This window comes from Myroides phaeus (assembly GCF_900099675.1).
GTDB lineage: Bacteria > Bacteroidota > Bacteroidia > Flavobacteriales > Flavobacteriaceae > Flavobacterium > Flavobacterium phaeum.
This window is the reverse complement of the sequence record NZ_FNDQ01000003.1, coordinates 83,096-98,412: the sequence shown is the minus strand read 5'-3', so window position 1 is coordinate 98,412 and position 15,317 is coordinate 83,096. Positions and strand designations below refer to the sequence as shown.

9 protein-coding genes are annotated in these 15,317 nt (G+C 32.6%); 4 read left to right on the top strand and 5 right to left on the bottom strand.

Features of this window, described 5'->3' with window-relative positions:
- Positions 1-30 precede the first annotated feature (30 nt).
- Complete coding sequence (locus tag BLT46_RS02375; RefSeq protein ID WP_090405606.1) at positions 31-474, bottom strand: single-stranded DNA-binding protein; 444 nt, start codon at positions 472-474, stop codon at positions 31-33.
- A gap of 1 nt (position 475) precedes the next feature.
- Positions 476-1,528 carry an A/G-specific adenine glycosylase gene (mutY, locus tag BLT46_RS02370; protein ID WP_090405603.1) on the bottom strand — a complete coding sequence of 351 codons (1,053 nt, stop codon included), beginning with the start codon at positions 1,526-1,528 and terminating at the stop codon, positions 476-478.
- 138 nt (positions 1,529-1,666) lie between these two features.
- Here mutY and BLT46_RS02365 point away from each other — a divergent pair, with 138 nt between their 5' ends.
- Together BLT46_RS02365 and BLT46_RS02360 are read left to right on the top strand one after the other, a co-directional pair.
- Positions 1,667-1,963, top strand: a complete 297-nt coding sequence (locus tag BLT46_RS02365) for an HU family DNA-binding protein (RefSeq protein WP_038986039.1) — start codon at positions 1,667-1,669, stop codon at positions 1,961-1,963.
- A 293-nt stretch (positions 1,964-2,256) separates the two neighbouring features.
- Positions 2,257-3,813: an Rne/Rng family ribonuclease gene (locus BLT46_RS02360; protein ID WP_090405921.1), complete on the top strand. Its 1,557-nt coding sequence runs from the start codon at positions 2,257-2,259 to the stop codon at positions 3,811-3,813.
- A 37-nt stretch (positions 3,814-3,850) separates the two neighbouring features.
- On the opposite strand, the gene pbpC is transcribed toward BLT46_RS02360, so the two are convergent.
- Genes pbpC through BLT46_RS02345 form a run of 3 tightly spaced genes read right to left on the bottom strand, consistent with a single transcriptional unit; the run spans position 3,851 to position 12,262 of the window.
- Positions 3,851-6,229, bottom strand: a complete 2,379-nt coding sequence (gene pbpC / locus BLT46_RS02355) for a penicillin-binding protein 1C (RefSeq protein ID WP_090405601.1) — start codon at positions 6,227-6,229, stop codon at positions 3,851-3,853.
- A 55-nt stretch (positions 6,230-6,284) separates the two neighbouring features.
- Entirely contained in the window at positions 6,285-11,810 is a 5,526-nt protein-coding gene (locus tag BLT46_RS02350; protein ID WP_090405598.1) for an alpha-2-macroglobulin family protein, read from the bottom strand.
- Positions 11,811-11,821: 11 nt separating this feature from the next.
- Complete coding sequence (locus BLT46_RS02345; protein ID WP_090405918.1) at positions 11,822-12,262, bottom strand: nucleoside deaminase; 441 nt, start codon at positions 12,260-12,262, stop codon at positions 11,822-11,824.
- Positions 12,263-12,334: 72 nt separating this feature from the next.
- Here BLT46_RS02345 and BLT46_RS02340 point away from each other — a divergent pair, with 72 nt between their 5' ends.
- Positions 12,335-14,101 (top strand): 1-deoxy-D-xylulose-5-phosphate synthase, encoded by a 1,767-nt coding sequence (locus tag BLT46_RS02340; protein ID WP_090405595.1) that lies wholly within the window; start codon positions 12,335-12,337, stop codon positions 14,099-14,101.
- Positions 14,102-14,104: 3 nt separating this feature from the next.
- Positions 14,105-15,310 carry a DUF3078 domain-containing protein gene (locus BLT46_RS02335; protein WP_245722924.1) on the top strand — a complete coding sequence of 402 codons (1,206 nt, stop codon included), beginning with the start codon at positions 14,105-14,107 and terminating at the stop codon, positions 15,308-15,310.
- The last annotated feature ends 7 nt before the right edge of the window (positions 15,311-15,317 follow it).

The window sequence follows — 15,317 nt, the reverse complement described above, 5'->3', positions numbered from 1 at the left end:
ATTTTAAATTTTAAAAATTAAGGCACTACCCTAAAAAGGTAAATCATCGTTATTTGATTCTTTAGGGATGTTAAAGTTATCAATATTTGCTTTTTTCTCAGCGTCAAAAGCAGTTTTATTTTTGTTGTCGTTATCTTTTTTAGTATCTAAAAACATAAATTCAGTAACCATTATTTCTACTGTTTGTCTTTGAGTCCCATCCTCGGCTTGCCATTGACGTGTACGAATACGACCTTCAACATAAATACGATCTCCTTTACTTAAGTATTTTTCACACATTTCGGCAGCTTTATTTTTTACTACAAGATTATGCCATTCCGTAGAAGTATATTTTTCATTTGTTGTTTTATTTAAATAAACTTCATTAGTAGCAATTGGAAATCGACCAATACAATTTCCATTTTCAAAATAGTGCATTTTTACATTATCGCCTAAATGTCCTATTAGAGTTACTTTATTTAATGTGCCGTTCATACTATTGTTTAGTTAAGTGTTTAAGATTTAATGAATTAATAAAGTTATGAATTACAATTGGAAAACCAAAGTTATTTAAGTCCTTCCAATACGTTCCCTTATCTATATTTTCAGAGGTGTTTATTAACCAAAAATGAATGTGCAGTTTTTGATGAGATAATATATGAATAATGTGTTCTGTATTTAATAATGTAATATTTTCATACTTTATAGAAGGATACTTGTCTTGTAATATAGAGTGAACATCTATTTTATTATCAACAAATCGGTCAACAATAGGAAACTGGTATAATTGTTGCCAAATATCTTTTTGAGTCCTTTGTTCAATTAGAGTTTTTTTGTTGTTGTCTAAAAATATAAAAAAGTCTAAATAACGTTTTTTTACTTTAACTTTTCCTAACTTTACGGGAAGGTTTTCAATCTGATTAGTTTGAAACGCTACACAGTCATTTGTAAAAGGGCAGTTATGGCAGAGGGGAGATTTAGGAGTACATTGAATTGCTCCAAAATCCATAATAGCTTGATTAAATGTAGCAGGCTCATTAGGAGAAATTAATTCACTTGCTAGTAGTTGAAATTCTTTTTTAGTTGAAGAAGCAGAAATATCTGAGGTAATACCATATATTCTTGCAAGCACTCTAAAAACGTTTCCATCTACTACGGGTACAATTTGGTCAAAAGCGATAGAAGCGATAGCTGCTGCCGTATATTCACCTACACCTTTTAATGTAAGGAGGTCTTTATAGTTGTCTGGGAATACACCATTGCGTTCATAAGCTATTTTTTTAGCGGTTGCGTGTAGGTTTCTAGCTCTGCTGTAATATCCTAAGCCTTGCCATAAACGCATAATATCATCTTCCTTTGCATCAGCTAAGTCAAAAACTGTAGGATATGTTGTTAAAAAAGCCTCAAAATAGGGCAAACCTTGTGCTACTCGCGTTTGTTGGAGAATAATTTCTGACAGCCAAATAGCATATGGATTTTTAGTTTCGCGCCATGGTAAATAACGTTTGTTTTGTAAGTACCAAGCAATGAGTTTATTATGAAAAAGCATTATTAAAAGTATTGGGTACAAACATAAAACTTTATATAATTAAATTTTAATCAATTAAGGTTGAATTATTGGGATATAAATTAATATATTTGCACACTCTAAAAATATCAGACAACAACAAAATAATTTATATCTAAAATGACGAAAGCAGACATTGTAGCTAAAATTTCAGAAAAATTAGGGCTTGAAAAGGGTGAAGTACAAGCGACAGTAGAATCTTTTATGGATGAAGTAAAAGTGTCGTTAGAAGCTGGTGAAAATGTTTACTTAAGAGGATTCGGTAGTTTTATTATTAAAACAAGAGCTGAAAAAACAGGAAGAAACATTTCTAAGAATACAACAATTAGAATTCCAGCGCACAACATCCCAGCTTTCAAACCAGCTAAGGTGTTTGTAGAAGGCGTTAAGTCAAACACAGAAGTAAAAGTAAAATAATTTATTAATCTCTAAATTACACACATTATGCCAAGTGGTAAAAAAAGAAAAAGACATAAGGTAGCAACGCACAAACGTAAAAAAAGAGCGAGAGCTAACCGTCACAAAAAGAAAAAGTAGTTTAAAACTACTTTTTTCTTTTATTAGAAAAAGGTTATTGTTATATACGCGCCTTAAGGTGAGTATTTAGGTAATTCCTACAATTAATGTTTAATCCATCTATACAAACTCATTTCTTGTTGTTTATAGAATAATAAGAATGTAATGAATGAGTATGGATAAAAATGTACAGTTTGAATAAAGAGCTAGTTATTAGGTCGAATTCTGATACAGTAGATTTTGCCTTATTAAAAGATGGAAAACTAATTGAACTTCATAGAGAAAGAGAAGAGAGTGAAGATGATGGCTTTCAAGTAGGCGATATATTTATTGCTAAAATAAGAAAACCAGTTGCAGGATTAAATGCTGCATTTGTTCACGTGGGATTTGAAAAGGATGCTTTTTTGCATTATCACGATTTGGGTCCTAATCTTCGAACTCTTTTAAAGTTCACTAAACTTGTAAGCGGAGGTAAATTAAAAGATTACTCCTTAAAGAATTTTCCTTTTGAAGAAGAAATTGATAAAGATGGTGTTATTACTGATGTTTTAAGTGCTAATCAGTCTTTATTGGTTCAAATTGTAAAAGAACCTATTTCTACAAAAGGGCCACGTATTAGCTCTGAGCTTTCAATAGCTGGGCGTTATGTGGTTTTGGTTCCTTTTTCAAATAGAATTTCAATTTCTCAAAAGATTGAATCTAAAGAAGAAAAGGAAAGGCTAAAGAAACTATTACAGTCTATTAAGCCTAAAGGATTCGGAGTAATTGTACGTACGGTTGCTGAAGGTATGAAAGTTGAAGATATCGATAGAGATTTACAAAACTTGATGACTCGATGGAACAATATGTGCAAAAAATTAACTGTCGCTCATCATCCTTCTAAAGTATTAGGGGAAGTTAATAAAGCTTCGTCTATATTAAGGGATGTTTTTAATGATACTTTTACGGGTATTATTACTGATGATGAAGATATGTTTTATCATACGAAGGATTATTTGCAAGAGATAGCTCCTTCAAAAGTTTCTATTGTTAAACATTACCAATCTTTAGAAGTTCCGATTTTTGAGAAATACAATATCGAACGTCAAATAAAAACTTCTTTTGGTAAGACAGTTTCTATGAGTAAGGGAGCTTATTTAATCATAGAACACACAGAAGCACTTCACGTGATTGATGTGAACAGTGGAAATCGCTCAAACAAAGCTCAATCTCAAGAAGATACAGCCCTTGAAGTTAATCTTATTGCCGCTGCAGAAATTGCAAGACAGTTAAGACTTAGGGATATGGGAGGTATTATCGTAGTGGATTTTATTGATATGGGTAATCCAGAGAATAGAAAAACTCTTTACGATTTCTTAAAAGAAGAAATGAGTGATGACAAAGCAAAGCACAAAATCTTGCCTCCTAGTAAGTTTGGATTAATTCAAATTACTAGACAACGTGTTAGACCTGAAGTTAATATTGAAACAAGAGAAGAGGACCCTAATGAACATGGGGAAATCGCAGCTCCAATTCTTGTAATTGACAAAATCAAGGCTGACTTAGAAAGCATTATTTCGAAAGATAACTCGAAAAAAATATTCCTTAATACGCATCCATTCGTTGCTGCATATTTAACTAAAGGATTCCCTTCTATAAGAGCTAAATGGTTCTTAGAATTTAAGAAGTGGGTAAAAATAATACCGCGTGACGCTTACACGTACCTAGAATACCATTTCTTTGATGATAAAGGAAATGAACTTTCAGAATAACGAAAAACCCGCAATCTTTTGAATGCGGGTTTTTTGTTTATTGATTATTACTTTTCTTTAAAGTAATTTGTATTGTTTTACTATTGCCTTTTGTATCAACAATAGTGATATAGTGTTCTCCAGGTTCTGCTTGTATTGATTGTTCGTGAAACAGATCCGTTTGCCCTAAAAACTGATTGTCTAAGTACCAATATAATGTTTTTTCTGAATTATTCGTTGCAGCTTTAGCAATGAATGGTTGTAATTGAGAATAGAAATCTTTTGTAAGGTAGATTATATCTCCGTGTTTAGGATATATGAATTCAATAGTATTCAATTCATTTATTTGTAAACAATCTTCTCTAAACGGAGGAACCTCTTTATATTCACTATGGAACTTTTTGTAGAAATGGGCCATTGTAGGAGGTAATACAAACCAAGAGGTATTGACAATGTTCTCTATAGGTTCACATTGGCTATTAACTTGAAATGTTTTACTATTATCTAAATGTATTAATTGATGATAGGGGCAAAGCATTGTCTTTTTAGCTCTATAAGGAATAATTTCCTTTTTAGATAAACAATTTGGTCCAGCTAAATGGCCTGATAGTATACAGATATCAATTTCCTCTAAGTCGTTTAGAGGAGCTGTAAACCAATTGGATTTAGGTAGTAGATTGAATGTGTCAAAAAGAATAGGCCCCGCCATTCTAACACCACTTATAGAGGGGCGCCCTTCTCCTGTAGCATTTCCAACCCATATACCTACAACATATTTTTTATTAACTCCTACTGCCCAAGCATCTCTGCCTCCAAAGCTTGTTCCTGTTTTCCAAGCTATTTTAACCGCTGATTCGTAATGTCTCCACGCTTCGTCTCCTTCTGGTCGATTTACTAAAGTTAAGGCCTTAAATGTGTTGTAAATAGCTCCAGCTCCTAAGGTGCTTTTTTCCGATGTATCTTTTCCAAAGCTATTAGTGAGTTGTTTATTCCAATTTAGGTTTTGAATTTCATTTACTCTATATTTTCCTTGAGAAGTATTATAATAATTTAATGTTGCAGCTAAACCTGCGTAAGCACGTGTAATTTCCCACAAACTACTTTCTGCTCCCCCTAAAATTAATGATAGCCCATAGTGATTTGGATGCTTGTTAATGCTTTTAAATTGTAAATTTTGTAACTGATTGTAAAATCTGTAAATGCCATATTTTTGTAACATTAGTACAAAAGGAATATTTAAAGATCTAAATAAAGCTTCATTAGCAGGAACAGCTCCCTCATATGAGTTATTGAAGTTTTCGGGCTTATAACCTGATATTACGACAGGAATATCGGCTACTAATGTTGTAGGAAGTATTTCTGCTTCATCTAACATAGCTGCATATAAAAATGGTTTTATAATACTCCCTGTGCTTCTTTGCGCCTGAATTATATCTACATCTTTTTGATGGTCAATTGTTGTAGGAGAATTACCCACATAACTAATTATATTTCTTGTTTCTACATCTATAACAATTGCTGCGATATTGTAAATCTCGGATTGCTTATAATTGTTATAGTAGTTTTTAATAATATCGTTTAATCGCGATTGAATATTATAGTCAAGCGTTGTAGTAATGCATTGCTCCTTATTTTTTTTAGCGACTAATTGTAATAAATGAGGAGCTAACTGGGGTAGTTCATGGGGTTTTTGAGGCAATGGTTCTATTAGGGCAAGTTGATAAGTATTCTCATCAATGATATTCTTATCGTATAGTTTTTTTAAGAGAGCATTTCTCTTTTTTAGTAATATTTCTTGATTTTTTCCAGGATATATTAATCTCGGAGCATTAGGAAGGACAGCTAAAGTAGCACATTCTGCCCACGATAATTGTTCTGGTGTAGTTCCAAAATATCTCCACGCTGCTACATCAAGACCAACGACATTTCCTCCAAAAGGAGCATGTGATGTGTATAGACTTAGAATTTTGTCTTTACTATATTTGAATTCAAGGCGCGTTGCTTGAATGGCTTCAATTAGTTTTTCAGCATAACTTCTTTTTTTACCATCACGAGCTAAGCGAATAGTTTGTTGGGTTAAAGTACTTCCTCCTCGTTTGATTTGTTTTGCTTTCGTATTTGAAATAAGTGCCTTTGTAATAGATACAGGGTTTAATCCCCAATGATAACGAAAGTACTCATCTTCAAAGTTAATTATACATTGTTTAAATTTATAAGGAACACTATCAATTTCTGGAAAACGCCATTGCCCATCAGTTGCAATTTGAGCACCTAAAAGTTGACCATTATTACTTTCAATAACAGTAGAATAAGGTTTGTCAAAAAGTTTGTCAGGAATAGAGAAGTAGTAAATAATCGCAAGTATGGACAGAAAAACTATTGATACTTTCTTTTTCAAACTCCACTTTTTCCAATTAAAATATTGTGTAATTTTCATATAAAGAAAAAATACAGGGAAGCTAATCCCTGTATTTATTTGATATTTATTTTAGTTATTTAACGACTTGAATCCATTGACCTGCTGTTCTGCTTCTGTAGGTATTGTCATACATAGCTTCTGCAAAAATACCTGGCATATAATAGTTTCCTAAATAAGAAGCATTAAGAACGACTTTTAGTGTTTTAGAACTTCTACTTGGTAGACTAAAGTAAAACTGAGATCGATCATCTCTAATATCTGTATGTTGCACACTATTGTTGTTACCACCAGCATCAGTATAACGTAAGTTTACTATTTCCCAACCAGAAGGAACAATTTGCGTTAACGCAACGTTGTTTACATTCATTGCACTTGTATTTGTGATGGTAATATAAGCAACGAATTCTGTACCTTGTTGTAGTTGAGTCGGATTTATTGGCTGGCCAGATGTCGTTTGGTACAATGACTTAATACTCAATTTACTTTCTTCAACATTTTCTTTTCCGACAGGAAGAATACCACTGTAAGCAACTCGTGCATAAACAGTCGAACTATTGTTGTTCTTAATATTTATAGCATTTGTTTGATTAATAGGTGACAATTCTTTTTCATAGAAATCTGTTTTTGTATTGATGTTACTAGCACTATTGTTGAATGTATAGTCTACTGCAATTCCTTCTTTCGATTTGTTTCCTTGTACATAAACATAAGAAGAAATAGCAAGTAAACTAAATGCAGTAGTTTGGGTACTCATCCAACTATTTGAACCAAGGCGATTAGCTAATTCAATAGCGTATTCATTTGCGGTATTTTTATTTGACTTCGTTAAAACATAAGTTTCTAAAGCCATAGCGAGGTTTCTTTCAAATGAGCCATAGTAATAATAGTTCGTATTTGCATTCTCGCTGATTTTAGCATTAGCGATAAGCTTGTTAGCTGCATCTTTTTGTCCAGCTAATGCATAAGCAGCAGCTAAACGCAATTTAGCATTTGTAGAAATTCCATTTGTTTCTCTTAAACGGTTCATAGAAGCTAAATCAGCATTACCAGCTAAGGCAAGTGTATACAATCGATAAGCTTGAGCAAAATCATTAGCACTTCTACTATTAAAAGACCACTGGCGAGTAGCTTTTTGTTGATATGTAATAGCATTAGTTTTGCTTCCAACAGGAAGCGCATATCCTTTTTTCTCTGCTGCAAGGAAGAAATGAAGAATATAGGAAGTTGTCCAATCATCAGAATATGAATCACTGCTCCAATAGCGGAAACTACCATCTGATAATTGACGTTGAGCTAATTGTTTTAACCCCTCATTAATATTGCGCTGTACATTTTCTTTTTTCGTTTTACTTAAGTTAACAAAATCTGATAAGAATAATTGCGGGAAAACACCAGAGGTGATTTGTTCACTACAACCATGTGGATAACCAATTAAGTAATTAAGCCTTGATGTAAGATTAATACCTGGGAAAGTAGAAAGCTCCAAAGTAGCTTTATTACTACCAGTGATACCAAATTTCTCCCAATCTAACGATGCAGATGAATTTGGTTCTATTATAACAGATTTACTATTTACAGTTATAGGGTTAGGATTTATCACATCTAACTCAACTACATAAGTTGCTTTTTCTTTTCCAGAAGCAGCTTCTATTTCAATTTTAGATACACCTGTTTTCTGTAAGACTTCTAAGTCAAAATACGCTATTTTTTCATCTGGTTCAGTAAAAGATAATTCTTGAATAGCACTTGTTTCTAAGCGAAACTTGTCGTCTACTTTTACTTTTACAGTTACATTTTTGACATGGTTCTCCATGGCAAATACAGTTACAGGAAGTGTTATTTTCTCTCCAGGAACAGCTCTTCGAGGTAAAGAACCTAATATCATTAAAGGATTATTAACTTTAACTGTTTTATCCGTACTTCCGTATGCCTTGTTATTTATATCAGAAGCAACAACCATTGTTCTTACAGAGCCAATATATTTTGGTAGTTTAACTTTGTGGTTTGCTGTTTTTCCTGTTCCAAGTTCAAAAGGACCTAAGTGAATAACCACTGGTTTGAATCGGTTAGCTTTTTTTACTTGTCCTGCTCCTAAATCTTCATCTCCACCAATACTGAATACTTGGTTTATCGCTCCGCCATAAGCACCAATTACATCGTCAAAAACATCCCAAGTGCGTACACCTAAAGCTGCTTTGCTGTAAAATGTATTCCAAGGTGTAGGAGTTTTAAAACGTGTTAAATCTAATAGTCCATCTTCTACAATCGCAATTGTATATGACATGTTTTTACCATTCTTTTCTTTTACTTTTAAAGTAAATTCTTCTTCAGGTTTTAATTTGTCAGGCATAATTATTTCCGGTTCTAACTTTGTCTTTTTATTGAAGACATTAATAGCCGAAATACCATACATACGAATAGGAGAGTTGTTTAATGTAGAGGCGTGAGGCTGAATTGCCGTTATATTCAAATAGATATTTGGAGACATAGCGTCAGTAGTAGTTAACTCAAAAGTAGTTTCTCCTTTCTGAGTTTTTACCCAATGCGTTTCTAAAACACTTGAACCATTTTCAACAGAAATTAGTGCTCTACCATCTTCACTTGATGGGAATGATATTTTTACTTTCTCTCCTGTGTTATAATCTTTTTTATCCGTTGCAATAGCTAAAGAAATTGCTTCTTTTCCTTGAGAGTGCTTTGTTTTAGCTGACCAATAAGGCCAATCTACATAAAATGTTGACGATGCAATATGTTTACCATGTTTGTCCGTAGCAACAATTTCATATGTGCCCCAATCTTGTTCAGGTACTGTAATAGAATAATTTGCTTGTCCTTTATTTTTGGTTGAAATTGTTGATGTAGCTTTGTACACAGAATAGTAATTTGAACTGCTATAGCTTGACGCTCCTTCATTATTTGATCCCCACCACCAATAACCTTTACGTCTGTATACAGTTACGTCAATTTCACCAGAAGTTGGTATTCCAGAGTCGTTAACTGTAATTAGGTTAAAGTTTAAAGGTTTATCTGTTTCATAGTACCCGTATTTATTAGCCTCAGGAGCTTTTATTCCAACATAAGTATGGTAAGGTGATATCGTAGCAGTAGAAACATCTGTTGACATATCTCCTCCATTTTCATAAACTTTTGTTGTAAAAATAGCTTTCAGCATTCCTGCATTTTGAGGAACATTATTTAAGTTCACTGGAAATGCAAAATCACCTTCATTATTCGTCGATCCTGCAAATGCATTAATTTCTTGTGAGCCAGAAGAACTTAAACTATTGTCAAAGCGGTAATTTTTATAATCTTTAAACGTAGTTGTTTGTGGAATTAATTTTAGAACAACATCAGCTTTTAAATTACGAGCAATACTTCCTTGTAACCATTGTACGTTATAGTCAACTATAACTTGGTTATTATTGTTCTTAATTGTTTTGCCTTCAATATTGTTTTTAATTTTTAAGCGGTTAGGCTTAATAGTTTCAATTTTAACTTGTTTGTAAAATTTAGCACCACCAATATTTATAACTGCTTGCCAATTTCCTGTTGGAGATTCAGTATTGGTTTTTAAGTTGAATGAATAGTGATTTGTCTTGTTCTTTTTTAAGACAATTTGGTCCACTACTTTTCCAAATGGGTCTGAAAAAGTTAGCTTGATTGGGTGGTTAGATGGAATAGGATTAGCTAAATCATCTAAAATAAAATCAAGATAAATATTATCACCAGGACGCCAAACACCACGTTCTCCATAGATGTAACCATTGATGCCTTTTTGAAGTGAAGATCCGTCAACATCGTAATTACTCATAGATAAAGCATTAGCTCCATCAATTTTCACATACGTTGTATTTTTATCACTTCGTACAATTGCAAAAGCAGGTTTTTTATTTTGAAGATTAACAGTTAATATACCAGTATTATCAGTTTTAGAAGAAGTGATTAACTGTTGTTTAAAAGTATAAAACTCTACTGTTGCTGCTCCTACAGGATCAGTAGTTAATAAGTTTGTAACAATTGTTGTATAAACATTATTGTTTCCTCCTTTGATAATAACTCCAAGATCACTTGCTAAAATATTGGTAGCAGGTTTTTCGTGATAGTAATAATATGAGTCTGAACAAGGATTATCTTTTTCATTCCAATCGAAGTAGTAATAGTAATAATCTTCGTCGTCATCTTCTAAATCTTGCGTAAAAATATCTTCTTCCTCATCGTTATCTTGTGTATTTTCAAGTTCATTTGCTGGGCAATTATAAAGTGAATAAGATTTTTTAAAAGAAAACTCCACGCGATATATTGCTCCCGGATCAGGAGTGATAAGAGTAGATAAATCTAACGCATACGAATTGTATCTCAACAATGCTTTTGGATCAGCATTAGTAAGTTTAATGGTTGTTTTTGCTATAGGATCAGCTACTTTATACAAGCTATATTTACCATCAATATTGTTTTCTTGTAAAAACTGTAAAATATTGTTTTCATATATTTTGTACACTTTTACGTCAACAGCATTTAGAGTAGTAGCCTGAAAGTTCACTTTTAAGTTTTCTGAACTTGGTAAAATGGTTCCGTTTTTAAGCAGCTGTACATCAGGCTTTAGTATGCCAAATTTTAATTCATACTTCTCTGTTTTCTCTGTTTTGTTCCCTTTGTTATCTTCAATTCCAGCAAAAACACGTAAGTTAACAGTTTCAAGGAATGGTTTATCACTATATACTTTTAGGACATTTCCGTCGGTTGAAAAAGTTAGTTTAGCATCACTATTATCTAAGTCAATTAGCCCTTCAAAATCTTGATTTTTTTTAAGAGGGTTTGAAAAGTTTAACCAAAATGATTGAGAATCATTTGGAACCGGAGTAGCTTTAAATGAATAGAATTTATCCTTCTTTGGAATTATGTAGTTTTCAGTTGTTTTTTGATTTGCTTTAACAGCTTTACCATTTATCTCAACAGATACAGTGCTTTCTTCTGTGTTTCTTTTTATTTTATTGATAGTAAAAGGAAATTCTTTAGCTTCTGTTTTGTCGTCAGATGTAAAGTTAATGTCTAATTTTTGTTTTTCCTGAGTTGCAGAAACCACCTTTTTAATATCCTCCGTAGTGATAAAATCACTTGAATTAATTGTTCCATTTAATGTGTATTCATCATCATTAATAGATTGTAGGTCTGTTAATTCAGTAGAGAAAATTTGAGGTACAGTCATAAGCATAAAAGTAAAATCTTTTAAAGCTTCTTCAGTATCAACAACTTTATTTAGGTGAAAAGTGATATGGTATTTTTCATCTTGTTTAAGTCTTTCACTCGGTTGAAAGCGAATTACATCATTTGCAAGGTAATAGACGTTTCCTTTAATGGCAGGTGTAATTGTAAACAAGCTATTGTCTAATTCTTCATTAGGTGTCCAATTTTTCCAATTAGTTGGAATGTTAATATCAATTGGTGATTTTGTTGAAATAATTCCAGAAGTAAATCCAAGAATGTATTCACTAAATAGTTTTGGATTAGAAAGATTCAAATGTTCTCCCTTATCTTTTTTACACGACTGTAGTACAAAAAGCATACAGCAGAAAACCAATAATAATTTTCTAATTCTCATATTAGTATAATTTATCTTTTACTCTCAAAAAATGATTTCATAAGGTTAGCGCATTCTTCTTCAAGAATACCAAAGGTTATTTTTGTTTTAGGGTGTATTTGTCCCCCAATAGCACGATACCCTCTTTTAGGGTCTTCAGCACCACAAACAATATTGCTTATTTGGCTCCAATAAAGAGCTCCAGCACACATTTGACATGGTTCTAAAGTAACGAATAAAGTGCAGTTTTTCAAATATTTAGCGTTTAAATAATTAGCTGCAGAAGAGATTGCTTGTATTTCTGCGTGTGCTGTTACATCGTGTAATAATTCTGTTAGATTATGACTTTTTGCAATAATTTGATTATTGGCAACTACTATCGCTCCTACTGGTATTTCTCCTTTTTCATATGCTAATTTAGCTTCATTTAAGGCTATTCGCATAAAATATTCATTTGTAAAAAATGTACTCATTTTGTGTGTTAACATAATTGTAAAGTCAAAAATAGAAACAAAATTGTAAATTTGTTTTTATTTATCTTTATAATGATCAAAAAGTTACTACCGCAAATAAATAACCCGCAAGATTTGAAAAAGCTATCTATGGATGAGCTTATGCAATTAGCGGTTGAACTTAGAAGTTTTATAATTGATATTGTTTCTACAAAAGAAGGACATTTAGGGGCAAGTTTAGGAGTTGTTGAACTGACAATTGCTTTGCATTATGTGTTCAATACGCCTGAAGATCTTATGGTTTGGGATGTTGGACATCAAGCTTATGGTCATAAAATTCTTACAGGAAGACAAAATGTTTTTTATACCAATAGACAAAAAAACGGTATAAGTGGTTTCCCAAAAAGAACAGAAAGTGAATACGACGACTTTGGCGTAGGGCATTCCTCTACTTCAATTTCAGCAATTTTAGGAATGGCATTAGCCTCTAACTTAAAAGGAGATTATAAAAAACAACATATTGCTATTATTGGGGACGCTTCAATTGCTTCAGGTATGGCCTTTGAGGGCCTGAATCACGCGGGGGCTACTGATGCTAATATGCTTGTAATTCTGAATGATAATGCTATTGGAATTGACCCAAGTGTTGGTGCTTTGAAAGATTATCTGACTTCTGTCAAGTCTGGTACTAACCCTCGTGAGAACAATATGATAAAGTCTTTGAATTTTGATTATAAAGGACCAATAGATGGACATGATTTACCTCGTCTTATTAAAGAGTTGAAACGCTTGAAAAAAGTAAAGGGACCTAAGTTTTTACACGTTATAACTACGAAAGGTAAGGGGCTTAAACAGGCAGAAGAAGATCAGGTAAAATATCACGCTCCTGGAAAGTTTGATAAAGTTACAGGGGAACTGATAAAAAAAATAGAAGATGAGTTTCCATCTAAGTTTCAAGATGTTTTTGGGTTGACGCTTTTAGAGTTAGCAAGAGAGAATAAAAATATTATTGGTATTACTCCTGCAATGCCTACTGGTAGTTCTTTAAAATATATGATGGACGAAATACCAGAAAGAGCAATAGATGTTGGAATTGCTGAACAACACGCAGTGACTTTAGCTGCTGGTATGGCTACACAAGGATTTATACCTTATTGTGCAATTTACTCAACTTTTCTCCAACGTGCATATGATCAGGTTATTCACGATGTCGTGCTACAAAATTTGCCCGTTGTATTTTGTTTAGATAGAGCAGGATTAGTAGGAGAGGATGGGGCAACTCATCAAGGGGTATATGATATTGCCTATTTAAATTGTATTCCAGGTTTGGTTATAGCTGCTCCTTTGAATGAGCTTGAATTGAGAAATTTATTATACACAACACAATTGGGAGTTAATTCACCTTGGGCAATTCGCTATCCAAGAGGTAAAGGATTTATCAATTATTCGTGGAAATTACCCTTTGAAAAAATTACGGACCTTTTTGTCAGAAAGTTGCAAAAAGGGAATAAATTTGTTTTTATTACAACAGGTACAATAGGAAATAATGTTATAGAGGCTTGTAAGAGAACTAACAGTGATGCTTGGTCTCATTATCATTTTCTTTTTGTAAAGCCATTAAATGAGCAGATGTTACATCAAATATGTCAAGAGTATTCAAGAATTGTCACTTTTGAAGATGGAACTACAATTGGTGGATTTGGAAGTAGTATTGCACAATTTGTTAGTTTTAATTATCCAGGTATATCGGTTGATGTTAGGGGGGTAAAAGACTCGTTTGTTGAACAGGCAACTGTTGAACAACAGCAACAAGAATGTGAAATTGATGTTGAAAGTATTGTGAAAATTATTAATAATTAAGTTTTGGGAAAGTATAATACGCGTTTATTTATAACTGTTTTCTTAGGAGGCTTTTTGTCTTCTTATGGGCAGAATATACCTGTGCAAGGAACAGAAACAAAAAGAGATATACAAAGCATAAAAAGCGATACAATCAGTTTGCAAGAAAATCCTTTTAACCCATTGATGGGGTTTTTGCCTGCAAAGAATTATAATGAAAATATTATTTCTTACGGGAATAATAATGTTTATGGAGACGTACCTTTCTTTAAACCAGAGATATTTGTAGAGCGAGCAAAACCGAAGGTCAATCCTATTAAAGCAACATTTAATCCATTAATTAATCTGAATGTTTTACCTATAAACAATGAAATCATTGGATATTGGGAGAAGAAAAATAAGTTAGGACTTGATTTCAATCAGATAGCTTTTGTCAATTGGAGTGCTGGAGGGGAAAACTCAATTGCAGGCCTTTTTAAAGGAGAATTTGCACGTAAATATATAAAAGGACGTTTGAGTTGGGATAATGTTTTAAATGTCCGTTATGGAGTAAATAAGCAGTCTGATCGTGAACTTCGTAAGTCTGATGACGTATTGGAGTATAATTCTACATTTGGTTATAAATCAACAGCAATTTCAGATTGGTATTATGTTGCTAAGCTAAATTTTAAGTCTCAGTTTACAGATGGATACAATTATCCAAATACAGATGATCCAGTGTCAAGATGGTTTGCTCCAGCTTATTTATTTGTTGGTTCGGGGGCGGAATATGTTACTCCTAAAACTGGTATGAAGTTTTATATTTCACCTGTTACTTATAAAGCAACGTTTGTGAATGATCAACGTTTAGCTGATCAAGGGGCATTTGGTGTTGAAAAAGCAGAGAAAGATGATTTGGGTAACATAATTAGAAGGGGTAAAAAGTATAAAGCTGAGATTGGTTTCCTTTTGAGTAATGAGTGGAAAAAAGAAATATTTAAGAATATTTTTATTGAACATAAATTGACTTTTTACAGTGATTATGTTGATCATTTTGGAAATATTGATGTAAGCTGGGAGTTCAAGTTAGACTTGAAAGTGAATAATTATGTGAGAGCCAATGTTGGTGCTTATATGATTTACGATGACAATGTTAAAAACAAGGTTGAACGTGATGGTGTTCAAGTTTTAGAAGGGCCTAAGGTTCAGTTTAAACAAACTCTTGGAGTAGGTTTAGTATATTCATTTTAATTAGTAG